22 protein-coding genes are annotated in these 23448 nt (G+C 39.2%); 13 read left to right on the forward strand and 9 right to left on the reverse strand.

Going from position 1 to position 23448, the window contains the following annotated elements; translation table 11 throughout:
* Positions 1-33: 33 nt before the first annotated feature.
* Genes MKL38_RS17430 through cysM form a run of 4 tightly spaced genes read right to left on the reverse strand, consistent with a single transcriptional unit; the run spans position 34 to position 5535 of the window.
* A complete protein-coding gene (locus MKL38_RS17430) occupies positions 34-2340 on the reverse strand; it encodes a RelA/SpoT family protein (protein ID WP_270903915.1) in 2307 nt (768 codons plus the stop codon).
* A gap of 30 nt (positions 2341-2370) precedes the next feature.
* Positions 2371-3762 carry a 23S rRNA (uracil(1939)-C(5))-methyltransferase RlmD gene (gene rlmD, locus MKL38_RS17435; RefSeq protein ID WP_270903916.1) on the reverse strand — a complete coding sequence of 464 codons (1392 nt, stop codon included), beginning with the start codon at positions 3760-3762 and terminating at the stop codon, positions 2371-2373.
* 9 nt (positions 3763-3771) lie between these two features.
* Entirely contained in the window at positions 3772-4590 is an 819-nt protein-coding gene (locus MKL38_RS17440; protein WP_005036811.1) for a 3'-5' exonuclease, read from the reverse strand.
* A gap of 12 nt (positions 4591-4602) precedes the next feature.
* Positions 4603-5535, reverse strand: coding sequence for a cysteine synthase CysM (gene cysM / locus MKL38_RS17445; protein ID WP_005036815.1), 933 nt, complete (start codon positions 5533-5535; stop codon positions 4603-4605).
* A 172-nt stretch (positions 5536-5707) separates the two neighbouring features.
* Here cysM and MKL38_RS17450 point away from each other — a divergent pair, with 172 nt between their 5' ends.
* The 5 genes from MKL38_RS17450 (at position 5708) to rsfS (ending at position 11570) form a co-directional block, all read left to right on the forward strand.
* The gene (locus tag MKL38_RS17450; RefSeq protein WP_270903917.1) at positions 5708-8515 is read left to right on the forward strand and encodes a GacS-like sensor histidine kinase; all 2808 of its coding nucleotides are present in this window, start codon (positions 5708-5710) and stop codon (positions 8513-8515) included.
* A 94-nt stretch (positions 8516-8609) separates the two neighbouring features.
* Positions 8610-9398 (forward strand): crotonase/enoyl-CoA hydratase family protein, encoded by a 789-nt coding sequence (locus MKL38_RS17455; protein ID WP_005036819.1) that lies wholly within the window; start codon positions 8610-8612, stop codon positions 9396-9398.
* An 11-nt stretch (positions 9399-9409) separates the two neighbouring features.
* Complete coding sequence (locus MKL38_RS17460; RefSeq protein ID WP_270903918.1) at positions 9410-10279, forward strand: NAD(P)-dependent oxidoreductase; 870 nt, start codon at positions 9410-9412, stop codon at positions 10277-10279.
* A 13-nt stretch (positions 10280-10292) separates the two neighbouring features.
* Entirely contained in the window at positions 10293-11087 is a 795-nt protein-coding gene (locus MKL38_RS17465; protein ID WP_045126305.1) for a hydroxypyruvate isomerase family protein, read from the forward strand.
* 81 nt (positions 11088-11168) lie between these two features.
* Positions 11169-11570: a ribosome silencing factor gene (rsfS, locus tag MKL38_RS17470; RefSeq protein WP_003654998.1), complete on the forward strand. Its 402-nt coding sequence runs from the start codon at positions 11169-11171 to the stop codon at positions 11568-11570.
* 66 nt (positions 11571-11636) lie between these two features.
* On the opposite strand, the gene MKL38_RS17475 is transcribed toward rsfS, so the two are convergent.
* The gene (locus tag MKL38_RS17475) at positions 11637-12911 is read right to left on the reverse strand and encodes an SEC-C domain-containing protein (protein WP_270903919.1); all 1275 of its coding nucleotides are present in this window, start codon (positions 12909-12911) and stop codon (positions 11637-11639) included.
* Between the two features lie 168 nt (positions 12912-13079).
* Between MKL38_RS17475 and MKL38_RS17480 the strand changes: the two genes are divergently transcribed.
* A complete protein-coding gene (locus MKL38_RS17480; protein ID WP_270903920.1) occupies positions 13080-13901 on the forward strand; it encodes an SDR family NAD(P)-dependent oxidoreductase in 822 nt (273 codons plus the stop codon).
* A 62-nt stretch (positions 13902-13963) separates the two neighbouring features.
* Here MKL38_RS17480 and MKL38_RS17485 read toward each other — a convergent pair whose 3' ends face one another.
* Genes MKL38_RS17485 through MKL38_RS17495 form a run of 3 tightly spaced genes read right to left on the reverse strand, consistent with a single transcriptional unit; the run spans position 13964 to position 16884 of the window.
* Positions 13964-15418 carry an NAD(P)(+) transhydrogenase (Re/Si-specific) subunit beta gene (locus MKL38_RS17485; protein WP_017391250.1) on the reverse strand — a complete coding sequence of 485 codons (1455 nt, stop codon included), beginning with the start codon at positions 15416-15418 and terminating at the stop codon, positions 13964-13966.
* A gap of 12 nt (positions 15419-15430) precedes the next feature.
* Positions 15431-15745, reverse strand: a complete 315-nt coding sequence (locus MKL38_RS17490) for a proton-translocating transhydrogenase family protein (RefSeq protein ID WP_003654992.1) — start codon at positions 15743-15745, stop codon at positions 15431-15433.
* An 11-nt stretch (positions 15746-15756) separates the two neighbouring features.
* Positions 15757-16884: a Re/Si-specific NAD(P)(+) transhydrogenase subunit alpha gene (locus tag MKL38_RS17495; protein ID WP_004641209.1), complete on the reverse strand. Its 1128-nt coding sequence runs from the start codon at positions 16882-16884 to the stop codon at positions 15757-15759.
* A gap of 239 nt (positions 16885-17123) precedes the next feature.
* On the opposite strand from MKL38_RS17495, the gene MKL38_RS17500 reads away from it, so the two are divergent.
* The 6 genes from MKL38_RS17500 (at position 17124) to MKL38_RS17525 (ending at position 22300) form a co-directional block, all read left to right on the forward strand.
* Positions 17124-18050 (forward strand): DMT family transporter, encoded by a 927-nt coding sequence (locus MKL38_RS17500; protein ID WP_270903921.1) that lies wholly within the window; start codon positions 17124-17126, stop codon positions 18048-18050.
* A gap of 67 nt (positions 18051-18117) precedes the next feature.
* Positions 18118-18525, forward strand: coding sequence for a RidA family protein (locus MKL38_RS17505; protein ID WP_045435110.1), 408 nt, complete (start codon positions 18118-18120; stop codon positions 18523-18525).
* Positions 18526-18543: 18 nt separating this feature from the next.
* Positions 18544-19734, forward strand: coding sequence for an MFS transporter (locus MKL38_RS17510; RefSeq protein ID WP_005036838.1), 1191 nt, complete (start codon positions 18544-18546; stop codon positions 19732-19734).
* Positions 19735-19875: 141 nt separating this feature from the next.
* Positions 19876-20880 carry a tRNA dihydrouridine(20/20a) synthase DusA gene (gene dusA / locus MKL38_RS17515; RefSeq protein WP_005044783.1) on the forward strand — a complete coding sequence of 335 codons (1005 nt, stop codon included), beginning with the start codon at positions 19876-19878 and terminating at the stop codon, positions 20878-20880.
* Between the two features lie 333 nt (positions 20881-21213).
* A complete protein-coding gene (locus MKL38_RS17520; protein ID WP_056482797.1) occupies positions 21214-21732 on the forward strand; it encodes a hypothetical protein in 519 nt (172 codons plus the stop codon).
* A 172-nt stretch (positions 21733-21904) separates the two neighbouring features.
* The gene (locus tag MKL38_RS17525; RefSeq protein ID WP_270903932.1) at positions 21905-22300 is read left to right on the forward strand and encodes a hypothetical protein; all 396 of its coding nucleotides are present in this window, start codon (positions 21905-21907) and stop codon (positions 22298-22300) included.
* A gap of 5 nt (positions 22301-22305) precedes the next feature.
* Here the strand turns inward: MKL38_RS17525 and MKL38_RS17530 are convergent, their stop codons facing one another.
* Positions 22306-23214, reverse strand: a complete 909-nt coding sequence (locus MKL38_RS17530) for a LysR family transcriptional regulator (RefSeq protein ID WP_270903922.1) — start codon at positions 23212-23214, stop codon at positions 22306-22308.
* Between the two features lie 96 nt (positions 23215-23310).
* Here MKL38_RS17530 and MKL38_RS17535 point away from each other — a divergent pair, with 96 nt between their 5' ends.
* Positions 23311-23433 carry a hypothetical protein gene (locus tag MKL38_RS17535; RefSeq protein ID WP_080547764.1) on the forward strand — a complete coding sequence of 41 codons (123 nt, stop codon included), beginning with the start codon at positions 23311-23313 and terminating at the stop codon, positions 23431-23433.
* Positions 23434-23448: the final 15 nt, after the last annotated feature.

Here is a 23448-nt window from a genome sequence, read left to right on the forward strand (position 1 = left end):
GCTGTCATTTGACAGCCTTTTTACTCAATTTATTTAAACACCTTGAATCATGCGTCGCGCACTAATAATCCCAGGTTGCTGCTCTAAGCGTGCCAATAAGCGAGAAAGCTGTGCTAAACCCTTAACCTCAATTAACAACTTCATATTGGCAATACCATCTGCCTCAGAAATTGTATTAACCTGACGAATATTGATTTGGTCAGAGAAAATCACTTGAGTTAAGTCTTTAAGCAGACCACGACGATCATAAGCTTCCACCACAATTTGAACGCTTTGACCACGTGTTGGCTGCATTTCCCAATCGGCTTCAACAGCACGCTCTGGTTCCTGCTTAATCATACGCTGATAATCTGAACAAATGACTTTGTGGATACTGACACCACGGTTCAAAGTAATATATCCAGCGATTGACTCACCATGCACGGGCTGACAGCACTGAGCGATGTGCAACTCTACATTGTCTAAACCATCAATTAAAATTCCATGAGCCGACAACGTATGGCTAGCACGTGGATTTAATGCTGGTTTAAGCACTAGTTCAGGTTCATCCTGATCTAGATGCATTTGGCGGTTCACCTGATTAATCAAGGCATGTAAGCTAATATCACCGCTTACCAGACTCACCAAAATGTCATCACCTGTTTTTACATTAAAATGTGATGAATAATCATTTAGGTCGATACTTTTTGGGTGAATCGCTAGACGAGCTAACTCTTTATTAAGAAGTTCACGGCCTACTTCAAGATTTTTACTACGATCTTGCTGTCTAAACCAATGACGCAACTTGTCACGAGCACGAGAGGTCTTAATATAACCTAAAGAATTCACCAACCAATCTCGGTTTGGATCACGATCTTTTTTAGTTAAAATCTCAACCTGTTCGCCAGTTTTTAAAGTATAGGTTAATGGCACATAACGCTGGTTAACTCGCGCTGCGTAACACTTGTTCCCTACTTCCGTATGCACATGATAAGCAAAATCTAAAACTGTCGAGCCACGAGGCAATTCCTTAATATCACCATCACGACTGAAAACATAAATCTTCTCAAAACCTTCAAAATCTTGTAGTTGATCAAAGCCTTCTGTTTCATCTTCGTTTTGATGTACTGTCGTTTCATTGCGTTCTTGGTAGTGTTCTAGAACGGCACGCAATGAATGCAAACGATGGTTAAAGGAATGGTCGGTATTCTTTGAACCTTCTTTATAGTTAAAGTGCGAACATACACCCAACTCTGCTTCGTCATGCATCTCATGAGTACGAATTTGTACTTCAAGCGATTTATTTTCAGCAATTACAGCAGTATGCAAAGAGCGATAACCATTTGCTTTTGGGTTGGTAATATAGTCATCAAACTGATGAGGAATATGACGCCAGATTTGATGAACAATACCCAAAGAGTGGTAACACTCTGGGACACTATTAACCAACACACGTAGGGCACGAATATCATAGAGCTGATCAAAACTCAGGTTTTTGCTTTTCATTTTTCGATAAATCGAATAAATGTGCTTTGCCCGACCTGTGATTTCTGACTCGATTCCGTAAGACGCCAACTCATTTTTTAAACGATCAATCACGAACTGAATATAATGTTCACGCTCTAAACGTTTTTCATTCAGTAATGACGCAATTTCTTTATAACGATCTGGAGCTAAATAGCGAAAAGCGAGATCTTCAAGTTCCCATTTAAGCTGAGCAATACCGAGTCGATGTGCCAATGGCGAATAAATAGTAAGAATTTCACGTGCTACACGTTCTTGACGTTCACGAGAGGAATTTGCCAGCTCTCGTAAAGAATAGGTACGTTCAGCAAGTTTAATTAAAACAACACGAACATCTTCGGTGACCGAAATCAGCATTTTATAAATGCCACTTAAATGTTCTCGTTGATTGTTATTGAAGTGGTCTTCTAACCGCTTATTTTTTTCAATGAGTTCCGAGAGTTTACCCATTGCCAAAGCGCCTTTGACAAGGTTATAGACCTGATCTCCAAATTTCTTTTTTACTTCTTCTATATCAGTAATGTCTTCACGCACACTACGATAGAGCATAGCTGCCGATAGAGTATCTTCATCTACATGGAGATGTGCCAAAATGTCGGCCATTCCAACGCCAGTAGCGAAAGTATTGGACCGATGATTAACCGTTGATGCTAACTCTTTTTGCAGGGTTTCATTCGCAACTTTTTCAAGCTGTTCAAGCTTCGCCCCATCTAATATTTCACGCACCCGATCCAACCATGAGGCTAAACCGATTTGCGTTTCGGCGGCATGCTCTACAGTCGTTTCCTCGGACAACTCAGTTAGTTGTTCAGGTAACTGTTCACGTACTGTGACCATACCATTCTCCTCAATATGTAACTCATGTTTTTAATCGTTTATCTCTTGAATTTTTTCAAATAGTGCAATGGATTCAACATGTTCTGTGTGCGTAAACATGTCCATCACCGCTGCTTTTTTTAACTGGTAACCATATTGGACCAAAACACCTGCATCCCTTGCCAGTGTAGCTGGATTACATGACACATAAACGATTCTTTTTGCTCCAAAATTTGATACATACTGCATAATTTCATATGCACCAGCACGAGGAGGATCAATCAATAATGCATCAAATCCTTGATTTGCCCAAGAATGATGCGAAAAATCTTTTGTTAAATCTTGTGAAAAGAAGGTTGCCTGCACCAAACTATTGCATTTTGCATTAGCTGTTGCTCGCTTCACCATTTCTTCACTCCCTTCCACACCAACAACCTGTCCACTCTCACCAACACATCGTGCTAACGGGAGTGAGAAATTGCCTAAACCACAAAATAGATCAAGTACTTTTTCACCTGATTGCAATTGAAGCAATTCACATGCCAATTGAACCATTTGTTCATTTACTGTGGCATTGACCTGCGTAAAATCCAATGGCGAAAAAGCAAAATTTACATTAAACCTCTCTAAAGCATAATGTAAACGTGAAGCGCCTTTTTCATCATCAATACGATGAATACTTTCAGGGCCCTTAGGTTGCAAATACAACTGCCACCCTTTTTCTAACGCAAATTGCTTTAATTGGTTGACATCAGAATTGTTTAATTTTTCTACATGACGAACCAATAAAGAAATTTCATGATCACCTTTTGCTAATTCTACATGACCAATATGCGCTTTGCCTTTTAGACTTTGGAGTAAAGTGCGTAACTCAGGCAAACTATTTGATAAATTTTTATCCAAAACGCTACAACTATGGATAGAAGTTAAGCGATTACTATGATGTTCACGAAACCCCATAATTAAGCGATCTGACTTCGGCAAATATCGCACACCAATTCGTGCTCGGCGGCGATAATCACTTTGTAAAGACCGAATCGGTTCTAGCCACTGTTCAGGTTGAATACCTGCAAAATGCTGTAAATGTGATTGGAGTACACTTTGCTTTAAACGGATTTGTTCATCAGGATGGATATGCTGCATGCTACAGCCACCGCAAATACCATAATGAGGACAAATTGCATCTATACGATGAGTTGACGGTTCTCCTAACAACTGCACCATCTCAGCTTCTTCAAGACGCTTTGCTTGATGGGTAATCTTGGCCTTTACAGTTTCTCCGGGCAATGCATAACGAATAAAAACTTTCTTGCCATGCTTATCTGCGGGATGATCAGGATGAGAACCATAATGCGCAATTCCCCGCCCCTCATGAGAAAGTGTTTCAACCTGAAAAATATATTCAGGTTGTTGGGGCTTGCGAGATTTGGCTTGTTGTTTCAAAGGATGAACCTAAAAATCTAAAGGATTAAAATAATGTGAAGTAAATTCAGTATGTTTTGAGGTACGTTCCCATACTTCAAGAAAATCTGCTTGCTGAGGAATATTTTTCAAATAATCAATACTAGAGTTTACCCAATCATTATGCTCATCTACAGTTAATTGTCCTTTTAATAACAACCAACGTACATAGACGAACCATGTATTAAGTACATCTCCTTCACAATAGCTGGTCAGTTTTAACCACTGCTGCGTACGGACATATTCCGGCACATGATAACCCGACTCGCCGCGCTTACCCGGCAAACCTAAAATGCAGGCAATATCATCAAGTTTTTGGAAATTACGCCCATTAAACATTGCCATCACGTCCATTAAATCAATGTGACGATGGTGATAACGGTTTTGGTAATTATTAAAACGCTTCTGGCTATCAATCTCACCTTGATCAAACAAGCCCGGTGCAGAAAGCCCATGATACATTGCGCGAAATAGAATAACGGGTAAATCAAATTGTGAGCCGTTCCAACTCACTAAAGTCGGATGACGCTTATCAAAAATTGACAAGAATTTCTGCAAAATCTCGGCTTCAGAATAGTTTTCCCGACTAAAAGAAAACAATCTAAAACCAGACTCATCAATCCATAGACCAGAAATACAAACAATTTCGTGCAATGGTAAGCGCTGAAAATCCATGCCAGATTCTTGACGGCGCAGTTTAGTCAATGCTTGCTCTACATCAGCCTCTGGCAAATCAAGATGATATAAATGCGCTCCCGCTTTTAAATCAGTTAAAGTTTCAATATCAAAAACTAAGGTTGGGAAACGCATTATTTCTCTCAATTATGAGTTATCGTCCTGTACTGAAAACAGTCCTGTAGACAAGTAGCGGTCGCCACGGTCACAGATAATGCAAACAATAACAGCATCTGGATTTTCTTCTGCAATTTTGATGGATGCCCATACCGCACCACCTGAGGATGTACCCGCACTGATGCCTTCCATACGTGCTAATTTACGCATGGTTTTTTCAGCATCAATTTGTGGGATATCAATGGTACGATCCACACGGCTACTATCAAAAATAGTAGGTAAATATTCTTTTGGCCAACGGCGAATACCAGCAATACTTGATCCATCCGCTGGTTGTAAACCAACAATCTGAATATCTGGATTTTGTTCTTTTAAATATTTAGAAACACCCATGATGGTACCAGTCGTACCCATTGAGCTTACAAAATGGGTAATTTTCCCACCTGTTTGTTTCCAAATTTCAGGACCAGTCGTTAAGTAATGAGCTTCAACATTGTCGGGATTACCAAACTGATTTAAAACATGACCTTTACCTTCTTTTTCCATTTGCAAGGCTAAATCACGTGCACCTTCCATGCCTTGCTGCGGTGTTACTTCAATCAGCTCTGCACCATAAGCCAGCATCGCATCTTTACGCTCCTGACTCATGTTGTTTGGCATAATAAGTTTCATTTTATAGCCACGCATTGCAGCAACCATTGCCAAAGCAATACCCGTGTTACCACTGGTTGCCTCAATCAAAGTGTCACCTGGCTTAATTTGACCACGTTTTTCTGCCTGCATAATCATGTTATATGCAGGACGGTCTTTTACAGAACCTGCCGGATTATTACCTTCCAATTTTGCTAAAACCGTCGCTTGCGTATGAGAAGCCAATCGCTGCAAACGAACTAGAGGTGTCTTACCTACATAGTGATCTAACAAAAATTCGTCAGCTAAAAAGTCAGGTTGTGTATTACTCATGATCAACACCTATATCGAGGTGGGCCTATTGTATGAAAAAATGCTCGGTACTGCACCCATTTCAATATGCTTTTTCATGAAAGCGATTAAAGCGCGGTCATTTATAAAATGCCGTCTGTTTTAAAATAAAGCGTGATAAGATGCCGTACAGAGAGATAAATCTGATGTAGCCATGTCTAATTTCAATAAAACCTTATCGAAACGCTTACGTCTGAATCATGCATATGGGCAATTGATTGCTCTAATTTTTGTGCCGATTATGATTTTAACAGGGGTCGGTGCTTTTCTGGTTTTAACTGAAACGTCACATTCGGTAAAACAACAACAGCTACATCATGCCTCAGCAATTTTAGCTCGCTACAATCAAATTGCGAAAGATTTGTATACGCTGGTCGAACTACAGCCCGATGAATACGATCATGCTCAGCACATCATGCAAAGCATGTTTAGCGAAAAAAATCTTAAACGCGCAGTACTCATCGATAACAACGGACAGACTTATTTAAGTATTGGTTACCGTGATAATCGTTATTGGCCTAGCTTTCCCAGTAGTAATAGTTTTTTTGGTCCAATCTCTTATAACCACAACAATATTTATGGCCTACAGATTAGTAATAAAGCTGGAAAAGCGCCTGTCTGGTTAGTGATTGAAATGGATAACCAGCCCCTAGAGTTGGCACGTTATCGCATTATGATTGCTCTCGTCATTACTGGATTAATGACCTTACTGTTACTTTTACTTTGCTTGAATTTTTATTCTCGTCGCTGGATTGCGCCGATGTATGAAATTCGCATGCAGTTACAACGTCTAAATGCAGATACTCTAGACCAGCACCTAGTCATTAATAGTACTGGGGAACTACGCTTACTACAGCGAGACATCGCAAACGTTGTTAAGCGATTGCACTTTAGCTTTTTAGAATTAAAAGAACACACTGAACAGACAGAAGAAGACTTACGCAGAACATTAGATACCTTAGAAGTCCAAAACATTACCTATCGCCAAGCACGTGACCAAGCGATTTCATCAAATCAGGCAAAGTCAGTTTTCCTTGCCAATATTAGTCATGAGCTTCGAACGCCTCTCAACAGTATTGATGGTTTTATTCATTTATTGCTTCGTCAGCAAAATTTAAATAATGAACAAAATCTTTATTTACAAACCATTCGCAAGTCATCTGCCCATTTATTGGCATTAATTAACGATGTATTAGATTTCTCAAAAATTGATGCAGGTAAGTTAGAGCTTGAAACAGCGCCATTTGACTTAGAAGAAGCCATTTTTGATGTCATGGATATGCTGTCTCCTTTGGCTGCTCAAAAACATATCGCCATGGCTTTTTACTATGCCGACAATATTCCACAACAAGTGATTGGTGATGCTTTACGCTTCAAGCAAATTCTGACCAACTTGATTTCTAATGCAATCAAGTTCACTCCAGATGGTGAGATTATTGTTCGTGTTCGTATGGAACATGATGATATTGGGCAATGTCTGCTTCATTTTAGTGTTCAAGATAGTGGTATTGGCTTAAGTGGTACAGATCGTAAAAAATTATTTGAATCATTCTCGCAAGGTGATGCATCAGTTACACGTCAATTTGGAGGTACTGGTTTAGGCCTTGCCATTTCTAAACAGCTTGTTCATCTGATGCATGGTCAAATTGGTTTTGAGGACAATCAAGAACGTGCACCGACAGAAAAAGGCTCTACGTTCTGGTTTACCGCACAATTTGTGGTAGATGAAGATTACGAAATCGAACATCCGCACTTTGAGCATTTACAAGTGGTGTCTTATCTTGCTCACCCTGCTACAGCAAGTGTTTTACGTTATTACCTTGAAAACTACCATGTTCCTCATATCGAAACACAATCGATTCTGGACTTGTTTAGTCGTTTAAAACATCTCGATCAAAAAGATAATACGTGGCTTATCGTTGATCATAGCGGTGATACCGAAGCGTTATTAAAAGAAATCCGTAGCCGTTATCAAGGCAATTTAGCCGTCTATGGCTATCAAATGACGCTTGAGCCAAACATGCTCAGTGAATATCGTGCTCGTCCTCTATATCAACCATTAAGCCGTAGTGGACTCATTCAATTATTAAGCAACCAACCTATTTTTGAAGAAGAACAACAAGATTTTAATGGTCAGGGTTTACACATTCTGGCAGTAGATGACCATTTACCAAACTTAATTGTTTTAGAAGCTTTGTTGGGTGAATTAAACGTTAAAACAACTAAAGCGTTAAGTGGTCAAGAAGCGCTTAACCTTATTCAAGAACGAATTGACCAAAAACTTAAACCATTTGATTTGGTATTTATGGATATCCAAATGCCGGTTATGTCGGGCATTGATACCACACGTGCTATCCGTTCTTTAGAGTCAACGCTCGATGGAGAAATGCAGCTTCCAATTATTGCGTTAACGGCCCATGCCCTTGCCGATGAAAAGCAAAAGCTTCTTAAAGTAGGCATGAATGACTATGTCACCAAGCCAATTCAAATGGAGCAAATCATCCAGATCTTAACGCAATGGACTAAAAACAACTTTACAGCAAAAGCCATAGATAAAGACCACCACGTAGTTGCAGAAGCTTTAGACCCGCAAATTTTAAACTGGCAACAAAGTTTGCAACTTGCAGCAAATAAAGAAGACTTAGCACAAGATCTACTCAAAATGTTAGTTGATAGTTTTCCAACTGAGCTAGACGAAATGCAGCAGCTCATTGAGCTTGAAGACTTCCCTCAACTTGAGCATGTTTTACATCGCCTGTATGGTGCCACTCGCTATGTAGGTGTCCCGAAACTACAGCAAGTTACAGGTGACTTTGAACAATTTATTTCAACGTTACGTAAAGAACGCCGTATAGCAGATGAAGGCTTCACTGAAGAAGTTATACAGCGCTTTGATGAATTAGGTCTTGTCGTTAAAGAGGTAGAAAGTGCTGCTCACCAGATCTTGGTGATACCTGACTAACATATCTACCAAATAGGCATGACTGAGCTGTCATGTTTCCAGATTACAGCCATGTTATGCTCCGTTCATCTATAAAAAAAGAAGCGGGAATCTCATGGCACTCTTACGTATTGAAAAAAATAATGGCATTGCAACGGTATATTTAAACCGTCCAGACAAACGCAATGCGATGAGTTTTGCCTTATTAAAAGAATTAGTTTCAACTGCAAAAGCAATTAAAAAGGATAGAGATATTCGCTGTGTTATTTTGACAGGCGAAGGAAATGTGTTTAGTGCTGGCATTGATTTATCTGACCTCAACAATCCTAAAAACTCTGCTTTTGCCATTTGGGAACTTGTAAAACCAGGACAAAGTCTTTTTCAAAAAGCATTTCTGACTTGGCAGAATTTACCTGTACCTGTTATTGCGGCACTAGAAGGATATTGTTTCGGCGCTGGTATGCAACTCGCCTTGGCTGCTGACATTCGAATTTCTCATCCAGAAACAAAAATGTCGATTATGGAAAGCCGCTGGGGTTTAGTTCCTGATATGGGACTTACTCGCTCATTAAAAGGTTTAATTAGCGTTGACCTTGCAAAAGAACTCACCTTAACTGCCCGTGTTTTTGATGGAAACTATGCAAAAGAAATTGGTCTTGTAACTCATTTAAGTGATTCTCCTTTAGAGAGAGCAAATGAGATTGCATCTGAAATGTTGCAGCGCTCACCTGATGCCCTCACTGCGGCAAAACGTGTACTTGACGCAATGGAACATCAACCAGAAAAGTCATTACGTCTAGAAAAAATCTGGCAACTTAAATTATTACTTGGTAAAAATAGCAAACTTGCTCGTAAAAAAGACAAACATCCGGAAGTTAATTTTTTACCACGCCAATATAAATAAGAGCTTAGATTATGAATTTTGATCGCAACACCCCTATTGCTTTTTTAGGCATAGGGCTTATGGGAAGTCGGATGGCAACCCGCCTTATTCAAGCTGGCTTTCAAGTTGCTGTTTGGAATCGAACCGTCTCTGCATGTGACGAACTTATTGATATCGGTGCACAACCTTTAGAACTTTCAAATATTGGTGAGTATCCAGTTATTTTAATCTGTCTGGCAGATGACAAAGCAGTAGAAGCAGTATTTGAGCAAATTCAGCCTAACTTAAAAGCTAAACAGGTTATTGTTGATTTCTCGAGTTTATCTGTTGCCGCAACGAAAACTCTTGCTCAAGCAGCTGCTACCCATGAGGTCACATGGATTGACTCACCTGTATCAGGTGGAACAGCAGGTGCAGAACAAGGCACACTTGTCATTTTTGCAGGCGGTGATGCTCAAACCATTACAGAATTAACTCCTATTTATAATGTTCTATCCCAACGTGTGACTCGCATGGGAGATACAGGAACTGGCCAAGCCACCAAAATTTGTAATCAACTTATTGTTGCAGCAAACAGCGCTCTTATTGCAGAGGCTGTCGCACTTGCAGATCGAGCTGGTGTAGATACAACTTTGCTTGCTCCTGCTCTAGCTGGTGGATTTGCTGACTCCAAACCCTTTCAAATTCTAACTCCACGCATGGCAACTCATACCTTTGAACCAGTTCAGTGGAAAGTTCAAACATTATCCAAGGATCTTAACAACGCAGTAACATTGGCTAACAATGTTAATTTAGACATCCCAGTTGCACAAAAAGCTCTACTACAGCTACAAACTCACCAAAAAAATGGCTTTGCTGAGAAAGATTTAGCTACTATGATTCAATTAATAGAGCAAAAATAAACGGAGTTTGAGTATGGGTCGTCTTGCAGTCAATTTATCCATGATTTTTACCGAAGTTCCTTTAATTGAACGCTTTGCTCTGGCGCATGCACAGGGCTTTGAATATGTAGAAATTCAATTTCCTTATGAATTGGCTATTTCAGATATTCAAACTCAACTCGAACGCTACAACCTTAGCCTCTGCCTAATCAATGTGCCTGCTGGTGATCTTATGCAAGGCGGAAATGGTTTAGCTGGCGTACCCGGTCAAGAAACAGCTTTTCGTGAAGCTTTAGAATTAGCGATTAGCTATGCCACTGCTTTAAAAGTTCCCCGTGTTAACATTTTGGCAGGGAAACAGCCTCTAGATGCCGACCTACTCCCTTGTTTGAAAACATTAGCAGCTAATTTAAAACTTGCCTGTAACTTACTTAGTGAACACGGTATAGAACCCGTTTTTGAAATGATTAACGGTACAGATATGCCACGCTTTTTGGTGCAGAACATTGCGCAGGGACAAGAAATGCTAGAAGCGGTCAATCACCCTGCCCTAAAAATGCAATATGACTGCTATCACATGGCGATGATGGGCGAAGATGTACTTGAGGGTTTGCAAGAAAATATTAACTTAATTGGACATATTCAATTTGCGGACTGTCCGGGCCGTCATGAACCAGATACAGCCCAAATCCCTTATGAACAAATATTTTCTTGGTTAAAGCAAAGCTCTTATCAAAACTATATTGCAGCAGAATATAAGCCTGAAAATACTTCAAATCAGTCATTTACCTGGAAGAAAAAGTATTTTTCGGATGATGTAAATATATAAACTGTTACGACTTCTGATTGAAATTTAGCGCGAAAACCACTATATTAGATAGTGAGTAATTGTCAGGAAAATGTACCCTATATGAATTTAGAACCATCGCCCAGCGTGTCTAATTCTCACGATTTCGCAATGAACACCTCAAATAAAGACGTACAGACTTGTCTCAAAGTTGTTCATGACGCTTTAGTTGATGTAAAAGCAAAAGATATTCTCCAGTTAGATGTTAGCTCAATTAGCAATGTCTCTGATGCTATTGTAATTGCAAGTGGTACTTCTACTCGCCATGTCAAAGCACTCGCTGACAATGTTGCAGAAGAAGCTCGAAAAGCCGGTTTCCGCCCGATTGGCGTTGAAGGTGAACGAGATGCAGAATGGATCTTGATTGATCTCGGCTTTGTTGTAGTACATGTGATGCTACCAACAGCTCGTAAATTCTACGATTTAGAAAGCTTATGGCGTACCGCTCCAGAGTCGGTTGCTTAAAATTTTGCTTTTAAAAAAAGCGGCTCTTTTGAGCCGCTTTTTTTATTTATTTGCTAGTTATAAGAATTAAAAAGGAGAGCCAGACCCCAATTTCGATATTCTAGTTTGTAGTATATTGATATGCTCAGGTTTTTCTTCAACATATAGTAGATCTAACAACTCATTAGCTTTTCTAGAAATTCTACCAGCGATCACCCTAATATCTTTTTTTGCTCTTTTTGAAACACAATTCAAGCTTCTCATTTGATCCAAAACCATTCCAGAGATGCATATCGAATAGAATCTAGCCTCCCCTTCCAAACCATTTTTCAAATGATCCATCCGACCATCTTTTTCCATTCTTAAAGAAAGGTTAGTTAATGATGGATGTGTATAATCTGATAAAAACTTATATAAAGAATCAAATAGTAAAATATCTTCTTCATACCTACTACTATTTAACATTGAATAATTCGAAATATATCCCTTAAATTTCTTTCCATCAGACTTCCTAATAATTACTCTTTTATCCTCATCTCCCTTATTATTTTTAGCATATACATACAATCCCTGAGACAACCCCACAGGCACATCAATTAAATTTATAAGTTGATCAGGACAATTCACTGCAAAAACAATATGGATATAATTTTCATATATATGTCTTACCAAAGGCAGACTATTACTACTCATTCTTTCATTTAGTAATACATCAATAGCTCGAAGAGCATTTGCAGTCTGTGTTACATGTAAAAGCACATAGTCATCCACAGTAAAAAATTTACTCGAACTTTTTTCTTTTATTGCTGACTTTAATATTTCATTTTCCAAAATATAACCAATACAAATAATACAAGCGGAAACCTCCTCAGTAAAAGACTGGAATAAAACCTCTAATTTACTTAATTTTTTTGAAACTCCACTAAAATACTCATCAATTGCATTATTCCAATCCTCTAAATCCTTGCCTGTTGCTAGCTTTTCATTTTCCTCTGTCAATAAAAGCCCATCAGTCTTTTGATATGCGTAAATGAATTCAGGTGCTATTTTAGCCTCCTCCATACCCCTAACCATTTCACGCTGTATATCAACATCTGACAGCAGATATTTAGCAAGAAATACTGGATCATTTTTGTGAGGCTTTCTCTCAAATACTTGCAAGAAGTGTTCTTCAGCTTGTCGTAAAAGTTTTATTGCCTCGTCTATTAATGGAATTTTTTTCAATACCACCCCATTATCATTAACACACCACTTTAGATCAGTTTGTTTACAACACTGCGCGTATGTTCTCCCGCTTTCACAAGGACACTTTGTTCTGCCATGAATTTCTCGCGTATGACTTTTTTGATTTCCAGTAATCATTTCACACCCTCAGTATCAAAAAAACATTCGAATTAACTCTTTGGCTTTAGTTATATAAGAACTGATCGTCGGTCTTACCTAAATTTGACATGACAAATTGTCAAATTTACAGCAATATACAAACTCTTGAAGTCCTCACCAATAAATAGCATAACCGGAGCACAGAAAGTGAGAATATTAATTACGGGCGCCAACACAGGGATTGGCTTTGCCACAGCAGAACAACTCGTTAAACAAGGGCAACATGTTATTTTAGCGTGTCGAAATCCAGAAAAAGCTCAAGCTGCACAAAATAAATTACGCTCACTCAACCAAGGACAAGTCGATTTAGTTTCTCTCGATCTAAACAGTCTTGAATTAACTCGAAAGACAGCCAACGAGATTGCAGATCGCTATGGTAGCCTTGATGTACTCATTAACAATGCAGGGTTATTTGCCAAAACCAAACAACTGACTGTCGATGGTTTCGAACAGCAATTTGGTGTTAATTATTTAGGCCATTTTTTACTAACTCAAAAATTACTTCCAGTTTTACAACAATCTCCGCAAGCACGGATTATTCATCTCGCATCCATCGCACACTGGGTGGGATCCATTAAACCTAACAAGTTTCATGCAGAAGGTTTTTACAATCCCCTGTTCTATTATGGGCAATCGAAGCTTGCGAATTTACTATTCAGCAATGCATTAGCAGAACAACTAGCAGGTAGTTCAATTACCAACAATGCATTGCATCCTGGTGGTGTCGCTTCTGATATTTATCGCGACTTACCAAAACCAGTTTATGCAGCGATGAAATTAGGCTTAGTCCCAACCTCAGTTCCAGCAAATCTCATTACAGAAATGGCAACCGGAGATGCATGGCAGAATCGCAATGGCGAATATGTCAGTGCGCATATGCCAGACTGGAAATCTTCACACGCAAAAAATCAGAAACTTGCACGTGACCTCTATCAACAGTCAATGGACCTTTTAGAAAAATTTCTTTAAACAAATAGACCAAATAAAAAAGCCACCCTCGGGTGGCTTTTACAATCATGTTTGAGGTCAGATTAGTGACCACCACCATTGATTGCTTTTGTCATATCTTCAACAACTTTCTTAGCATCACCAAAGATCATCATTGTTTTTTCGTTATAGAACAAATCGTTGTCCAGACCTGCATAACCTGTTGCCATAGAACGCTTAATCACCATGATTGTACGTGCTTTATGTGCTTCAAGAATCGGCATACCATAAATTGGTGAAGTTGGATCATCTTTCGCAGCAGGGTTTACTACGTCGTTTGCACCAATTACAAGCACCACATCAGTTGCAGGGAAGTCTGAGTTAATCTCATCCATTTCCAAGATGTCCTCATATGCTACGTCTGCTTCAGCAAGCAATACGTTCATATGACCAGGCATACGACCAGCAACTGGATGGATCGCAAAACGAACGCGAACACCTTGCTCTTTTAGAATTTCACACAATTCTTTCACAGCATTTTGTGCACGACCTTGCGCCATACCATAACCCGGTACAATCACAACGCTATCCGCATTTGACATCAAGAAGCCAGCATCATCAGCAGAACCAGAACGGTGGTTACGCTGAACTTGCTCACCTTTAGCAGCTGTAGCAACCGCTGCACCACCCATTGCACCACCAAACAATACATTGATGATTGAACGGTTCATTGCTTTACACATGATGTACGACAGAATCGCACCAGATGAACCTACGAGAGAACCCGCAACGATCAACATGTTGTTTTCAAGTGTAAAACCAATACCTGCCGCAGCCCAACCCGAGAATGAGTTAAGAAGTGATACCACTACAGGCATATCACCACCACCAACTGGTGCAATCCATACCCAGCCAAATGCAAGTGCAAGTGCTGTCATTGCCCAGAATGCAGTCATGTTGCCAGTGGTAAAGAAGTAGAAACCACAAGCCAACATCGCAATAAAGATAAGCGCTTGAACCGGTTTAACCCATGCACCAGAAATCGTTTTCGCCCATTTTTTTGCAGCCAATTTACCGTATGCAAATACAGATGCAGTAAAGGTAATCGCACCAACAAAACAACCTACGAACAATTCAAATAAGTGAACACTGCTCATGTGCACATGTTGCACACCAGCCGCAGTTAAAGCCGCCTCATTTTGAGCAAACAATTCAGTGAGTTGGTTGTTATGTAAAATTGCAGCAATTGCAATTAGGACAGCAGCCAAACCAACTAACGAGTGCATCAACGCAACAGTTTCAGGCATTTGAGTCATTGGCACAGTACGAGCACGCGCAATACCAACGATTGCACCCAACACCATTGCACCAACAATCATCCAGATGACTGGGTTATTCGCAACAAAGAAGGTCGTAACTACAGCAATCGCCATCGCGATCATACCGTAACGGTTACCTTGAATTGCTGTTTTAGGGCCAGACAAACCACGAAGCGTCAAGATAAAGAGAATTGCGCCTACAAGGTACAACCAATTTGCATTTGCTTGAATAAATTCCATGTCAAAGCCCTCTTATTTCTTTTGCTTAGGCTTGAACATTTCCAACATGCGTGCAGTTACTGCAAAGCCGCCGAAAATATTAATGCTTGCCAAAAATACCGCAATCGCACCCAGTACGCTCACCACATTCACACTTTGAAATGCAACGTTAGCATCTACACCCAAAATAGGCAGACCCACAGTTTGCAACATTGCACCCACTACAATAATAGATGACAACGCATTGGTTACTGCCATAAGTGGTGTATGTAAAGCTGGTGTAACACCCCAAACTACGTAATAACCTACGAAGATGGCAAGGACGAAAATTGTAATAGTTTCAACCATGAGAAATCTCCTTAACCACGCTTAAGCAGTACTTGACCGCCATGAGTGACCAATAGGGCTTTTTGGATTTCGTCTTCTTGATTAATCGCAAAGTTTTTCTCTTTGTCGAATAAAGTTTCTACGAAATTGAATACGTTACGCGCATATAGTGCGGAAGCTTCTGTCGCTACAGTTGCCGGAATATTTGGAACACCCAAAATTTTCACGCCATTTTCTGTAAACACAGTCTCGCCCACTTTAGAGCCTTCAACGTTACCACCAGTTTCAACAGCCATATCTAAAATGACAGAGCCTGGTTTCATCTTGGCAACAGTTTCAGCCTTAATCAGACGCGGTGCATCACGACCCGGCAACAATGCAGTTGTAATCACGATGTCAGCGTTAGATACAGCCTTGTCAACAATCGCGGCTTGGTCTTTGATGTATTGCTCACCCGGCATCCATCCATAACCATTTTTAGCGGCGTCCGCTGCACGTTGCTGCTCTTCTTCAGACATTGGTACGTCTAACCACTTACCACCTAAAGATTCAACTTGATCTTTTGCTGTAGGACGTAAATCAGTTGCTTCAACAATTGCACCTAAACGTTTTGCCGTTGCAATTGCCTGAAGACCTGCAACGCCCACGCCCATAATCACAACACGAGCAGGTTTTACAGTACCAGCAGCAGTCATAAGCATTGGGAACATACGTTGATATTCAGCGGCAGCAAGCAAAACTGATTTATAACCAGAAAGGTTTGCCTGAGAAGACAATACGTCCATGTTCTGCGCACGAGAAAGCGTACGAGGAAGCAATTCCAATGCAAAAGCAGAAACTTGCTGATTCGCAAACTGATCTAGCTCGGTATTACGATAAGGATCAAACATTGCTACAACAGCAGTATTTGCTGGAAGTTTTTGAATTTCCCCGCCTTGTGGCGCACGAACTTTCAAAATAATTTGACTACCCGTATAGGCATCATCCGTAATGGTTGCACCGACCTGTTCATAAGCACTGTCAATGTACGCAGCCTTTACACCGGCACCACGTTCAATCACAACGCTATGACCAGCGCTAATCAACTTCTTTACTGTCTCTGGCGTAGCAGCTACACGATTTTCACCGACGACAGTTTCGGTTGGGATTCCGATTTGCATGAGCGTTCCTCAAGCTAATTTCTCATTGTCAAAAACATTGCTAAGCTGCAATGTTTCCCCCATGTGTATTCTTTGTACAGAATTTGGATTCTAATTGAACTTTTTTAAAATACCACCCAATATTTATTTAATAAATACCCATATTTTGAACTGATGATTCACGATATTTGATTTGAGGTGTAACATAGGAAGCTTTTTCTTTTTTTGCAGACAACAGTCTCTCTTATACAGTCTTGTATATGAAAATTTCTTTATCTTCGTTTCAAATCGGGTCTTTTTTTGCTCTTTGCTCTGCTTTTCTATTCAGTACAAAAGCAATCTTTATTAAACAGACTTATGCCCTTTCTCCATTAGTAGACGCTACAGTCCTGATGGCTTTACGCATGTTAAGCGCTTTACCGTTCTTTCTATTAATTTGCTGGTTTAACAGGCATCATAATCAGGGCATAAAAAAGAAGGATTGGCTAATTTTAATTTTTGCTGGTCTATTAGGCTACTACTTTGCCAGCTGGCTCGATTTTATGGGTCTGATGTTTATTAGTGCTTCACTCGAACGAATTATTCTATTTTTATATCCTACTCTCACCGTCATAGTCTCAAGCTTGCTCTACAAACAAAAATTAGATGCAAAAAGTTTATTTGCCATTTTTCTTAGTTATGGTGGAACTGTATTGGTCATGCTTCAAGAGCACAACAATGCACCAATTCAGGGCAACTTCTGGTTAGGCACAAGTCTCGTGTTTGCGAGTGCTGTAGCTTTTGCAGGCTATTTACTACTGACACCGCCATTAATTAAAAAATTTGGTTCTTGGAATTTCACTGGTTTAGCTTTAACAATCGCTTGTATTGGTACATTAACGCACTATGTATTAAGCACTCCTCAGCCGATTCAACTTCTATTACAACTTCCATCTAATGTAATTTGGTACGGCGTCGGACTTGGCTTTTTGGTCACTGTTTTACCTACCGTTATGCTCATGCAAAGTATTGAGCGACTTGGCGCCTCTCAATCTGCCATGATTGCTTCAATAGGACCAGTTTTAACTATTTTGCTCGCGGTTACTTTTTTAAATGAACATCTCAATATGTGGCAATGGGTAGGCTGTATTTTAAATATTGCAGGTGTCATGATAATTACCCTTAGAAAGAAAAGATTAAAATACTAATTTCTCTTGACCTCAACTTAAGTTGAGGTTGGATACTCATCTAAATTTTACTGAACGGTTGAGTCCCATGAATCAAGAAACTTTTAAAATAATAAATCCATCAACTTTATACGACCCTACTCCAAATGCTTATAGTCATGTTGCTGTGGTAGAAAACTTTAAAAAGATTATTCATATTGCAGGTCAAGGAGGCGAAAACTCAAAAGGTGAATTAAGCCCAAACTTTGAAGAACAAGTTTCCCAGGCTATTGATAACATTAAGCATGCTTTAATTGCTGCCAATGCAGAGCTTAGCAACATTGCCGTATTAAGAGTTTTAGTTGTTGACCACTCGGTCGAAAAACATGAAATTTTAATTAAAGTTATGCAGAATTTATGGAAAAATCATCCTTTTCCAGCCTGTACACTCATTCCTGTACCACGCCTTGCATTAGAGCATATGCTCATTGAAGTCGAAGCAACCGCATACACCTAATAAAATCGAGAGAACATCATGTCTACCCCTGAAGATATCAGTCAAAATAAACCTTTACTTTGGTTGATGGCAGCAGCATGTGGCTTATGTGCAGGTGTGAATTATTATTGCCAGCCTCTTATTCACTCCATTCAACAAGACTTTGCTGTTACTCAAGCACAAGCCGCATTGACTGTTACATTTGCTCAGGTGTCTTATGCCCTCGGACTGCTCTTTATTGTTCCCATGGGTGATATCGTCAATAAAGCCAAGGCTATTCCGTTTTTGATGGTGCTTTGTGCAGTTGGCCTATTTACTTCTGCTTTTGCTGTTAACTTACCCATGCTATGGATCGGTACAATTTTAGCAGGCTTATTTTCTGTGGCAGCTCAAGTGCTTATTCCACTTGCTACAATGACTGTAAAACCTGAAAAAACTGGCGAGATCATTGGTTTTTTAATGAGTGGTCTATTAGTGGGTATTTTACTCTCTACCAGTCTGGCTGGCCTATTTTCTAACTTATTCCACTGGAAAGTGGTTTATGTGGTAAGCGGCATATTAATGCTTCTGTTGGCATATACCTTAAAAAGTCGTTTGCCTTATGTTTTACGCATGAAAATGAATTATGGACAGATATTTGGTTCCATGGGTCAGCTTTTAAAACAAGAGAAAAGACTATTATTAAGAGCGCTTACAGGTGCTTTCGCCTTCGCATCTGTGAGTATTTTATATTCCACCATCGCATTACTCCTCACCTCAGCACATCATTTACCTGATCTATTTATTGGACTAGTACCTTTAGTCGGTATCTTTGGTGCCTTATCAACCCGTTATATTGGTAAATATGCCGATCAGGGACGTACTACTCTACTCACATGGATAGGTTGTGGTTTATTCCTGTTAAGCTGGCTCTGCTTTTATTATGGACAAACTTTGCTTGCGAGTTATATTGCTGGTTTTGCTTTAATTCAGTTAGCGCTAGCACTCGTACACACAAGCAACCAGAGTATTATTTTCCGTTTACGACCAGATGCAAAATCTCGTATTAATGCTATCTATATGACCACTTACTTTATTGGAGGCGCAGGAGGTTCAGCATTAGGAATTTTTGCGTGGAACCGTGGCGGATGGACCATGACTTGCCTTGCTGGTATTGGGTTAGTTGTACTTTGTATTTTGTTTAGCTTGTTTGATGCTATCTTACAAAAAAAGAAAATGATTTCCCAATAAGGTAACTTGTTATAAATCATCTCCCTATATTCAACACAAGGGTGGTTATAAATTACTCGGATAAATGCCTCTGTCGATTCAAGCATAAACCTCGTATAATGCTGCCCTTTCATTAATTTAGCGACTTTTGGGCTATTGGTTATGCAATCACTTCAATCGTTACAACCTCGTATTTCTGTCGCACCCATGATGGATTGGACAACGAAGGATTATCGATTCTTTGCGCGCTTGTTTAACCCAAATGTTGTGCTATACACCGAAATGGTGACCACAGGTGCGATTCTATTTGGTGATGCTAAACGCCATTTAGACTACAGTGCACAAGAGCATCCTATTGTATTACAGTTAGGCGGTTCAAACCCACAAGAGCTTGCGACCTGCACAAAAATGGCTGAAGACTGGGGTTACGATGAAGTTAACCTCAATGTAGGCTGCCCAAGTGACCGTGTACAGAACAATAAAATCGGTGCTTGCTTAATGGCAGAACCAGATTTGGTTGCTGAATGCATTCACACTATGCAAAAAGCAGTAAACATTCCGGTAACGGTGAAACACCGTATCGGGATTGATGACATGCACTCTTATGAAGAGATGCTTCATTTTGTAGATACAGTTGCAGCAACAGGCTGCACTCATTTTGTAGTGCATGCCCGTATTGCTATTTTGAAAGGCCTGTCACCAAAAGAAAACCGTGAAGTTCCACCTTTACGCTATGAAGATGTCTATCGTTTAAAACAAGAGCGCCCACATCTCACCATTGAAATTAACGGTGGCATTAAAACGTTTGCTGAAACTCAAACACATTTACAGCATGTTGATGGTGTCATGATTGGCCGTGAAGCCTATCATAATCCATACTTACTCGCGGAAATGGGTCAGCTTTGGAATTTGGAAGCTCCAGATCGATTCGAGATTATGGAACAAATGCTACCTTATATTGAACAGCGTATGGCTGAAGGTGCTCCACTCTCCATCATTACACGTCATATTTTGGGTTTATTCCAGAATTTACCAGGTGCGCGTAAATGGCGTCAGGCGCTAAGTGGCGGAAATGCAAAAACTTTAGGTGATGTTGAACAGGCTATTAGCAACATGCAAGCAGCTTTAATTCGTACTGAGGAATATTTAAAAGAACATCAGGCTTAAGCATGTGATGGCTTCTTAAATTGTAAGAAAATGTGGCATTTTAAATCAGGGACTTAGATTTTGAGTATATTCGCAATGACTGAATTAAAATATTCAAATTTAAGCTCTGATTAATTATTTTTAAATAAAAATATCAATAACTTAAGTTAAATTTTTTTATGTTTCATTTTAATAAATATCTTTTGATCTCTAAGTAGCAATATCTGGAAAAAAGATACGTTATTACATAACACAAACAAAACTTTTAAGGTACGCCTATTAGTATCTCTGAACGCCACAGGTAGGTGGTGATTTTTTTAATATGGATATAGATAGTACGGTAGAGATTTCACGATGATTATTTATGACGGACAAGTAGCTGATAATTATATGTATCAGGATTCAAATCAGGCAGCCATTGTTGTATCCCACAGCACTCCAAGTCTCCCTTATCCTTTCACCATGAAACCTAGTAATCATCAAACTGAAACTTCCGATACTCCAGCAATAGATGTTGATAGATTCGTAGCTAAATTAGAAAGTATTACCTCAAGACGCAGTAAAGCTCGTTGTGCACGTAGTATCCGCCTTGCTCTCGAATCTGCTGGTGCAGATATTCGGAATCACCCCATTGCAGCTTCAGACTGGGGAGACACTCTCAAAAAGATTGGCTACAAAGAGATAGATCCATCATTTGATGAGCCACAAGAAGGCGATATTTACATCATTCACAGAACTCGCAATCACGTTTATGGACATATTGCTGGCTATACAGGAAGTGAATGGGTCTCTGACTTCAAACAAAACAGCTATGATGTCTACAAAGATGATAGCGTCACTTATACTTACTATCGTTTAGGGCAACCTACCTAAGCATCGGGTTTTTCAATCCTTTTTAAATATGCCAAACAGTTGATCAGACAGACTTTTTAAAATCAGGTTTGGCTTCTTTTTTGCATGATTTTCATATTGTACTTGTCAAAAATGATGATGTAACTTTATGAAAAAAATACTATTAGGCGGTTACTTACTGACATCGTTTAGTTTGGCGTATGCCATTCCCGATACAAACGTTATAGAAGTTTTCAAAAAAGTACCGGAAAAAAGGATTTATCAACCACAATATTTATTGAAAGGAACGGCTCCTCAAGCTCGGATCCATGTCATGCGAAAGCAATATTTAAATGGATTACTAGATTGTCCTTCTGTGATTTTTCACGATAAGAAAAAAATTCTATCTCTGCACTCATTTGAAGAAGCAACAATTTTTTTAGAGCCAGATAATTACTATATTCGCTATGCAATTAATAATAGTGGTTGCATCAATTTAGAATTCTATCAACATAAACGCCCTAAAATAGACATTATGTCTCAGGAGCGTCAGTTAGACGGTGATAGCGAATATAGGTTTCTTATTAGCGAGCACACCGGGCTACAATAATTATTTCAGCATATGCACGCTTGTAGCAGTTCGTAGATATGTTCAGCATAAGATTGAATCAGATCACTTTGATCTGTTCTATAAGCTAAAACTACTTCAGAGAAAAGGTTCTTATTCTCCAGCGGAATCAGTTTTACATTTTTGGGTAATATTTGTTCAAATTCTTGAGGGACAATACTAATACCCAAATTTGCAGCGACTAAGTGTAATTGGGTTATCTTACGAGATTGGACTACCGCTGTTTTAGGCAAGAAACCAGCTCCTACACACAAATTTGAGACTAGATAGCTCAAACCTCCCCGCTTTGGATGTGGAGTTGAAACAAAATATTCATCTACTAAATCTCTTATCTGGATACTTTGTTTTTGTTTAAATTTAGGGTGATCAATATAGACAGCGACAAATAAGGGCTGTTCATATAATTTCAAAATCGTTATTTCTTCAAGGCTATGCAATACTGGCGGTCTTATCAAACCAATATCAATTTCTCCACTCATTAAAGCTAAAATTTGCTGCTCAGATGACAGGGTATTCACCTCAAAATTTACCTGCTTAGCTAAGCTAATTTCTTTTAATATCTGAACTTTTCTATGATCCATGACAATACTGCTTGAGTGAGCAATTTTAATCTGGCGGTTTTTCCCTTCCGAAATACTTTTAGAAAGATCAATAATTTCATTTAAGTAGAGCATGTTATCTTTTATTTTCTTATAAAAGACCTCTCCTGCTGCTGTAAGTTTTACTTTCTTGTCAGTACGATCAAATAGTTGAAAGTTAATTTCTTCCTCTAATAATTTTATCTGCCGACTCAAAGCTGATTGAGCAATAAAGAGCTTTTCTGAAGCAGCCGTAAAACTGCCTTCTTCAACAATTTTTATAAAATATTGAAATTGTTTTAAAGTGAGCATTCCCATCTCAAAATTAGATCATTAAGTCTATTTTCTATATTAGATTAGATAGATCACCTTCGCTAGAATTTTATCAAGACCATTCACTTGATTGAATTATTCATGAAGTATTTAAAAGGTTTCACTATATTCACTGTCGTTATTTTAATTTTATGGTGCTTTAAATTTTATGATCAACAACTTCCAACACAGCCCAAACACGACACGATAGAGTTATATGACTAAAAAGAAAAAGGCATG

Origin of the sequence: Acinetobacter sp. AOR14_HL (assembly GCF_027855175.1) — a bacterium.
In the GTDB taxonomy this organism is placed as follows: Bacteria; Pseudomonadota; Gammaproteobacteria; order Pseudomonadales; family Moraxellaceae; genus Acinetobacter; species Acinetobacter calcoaceticus.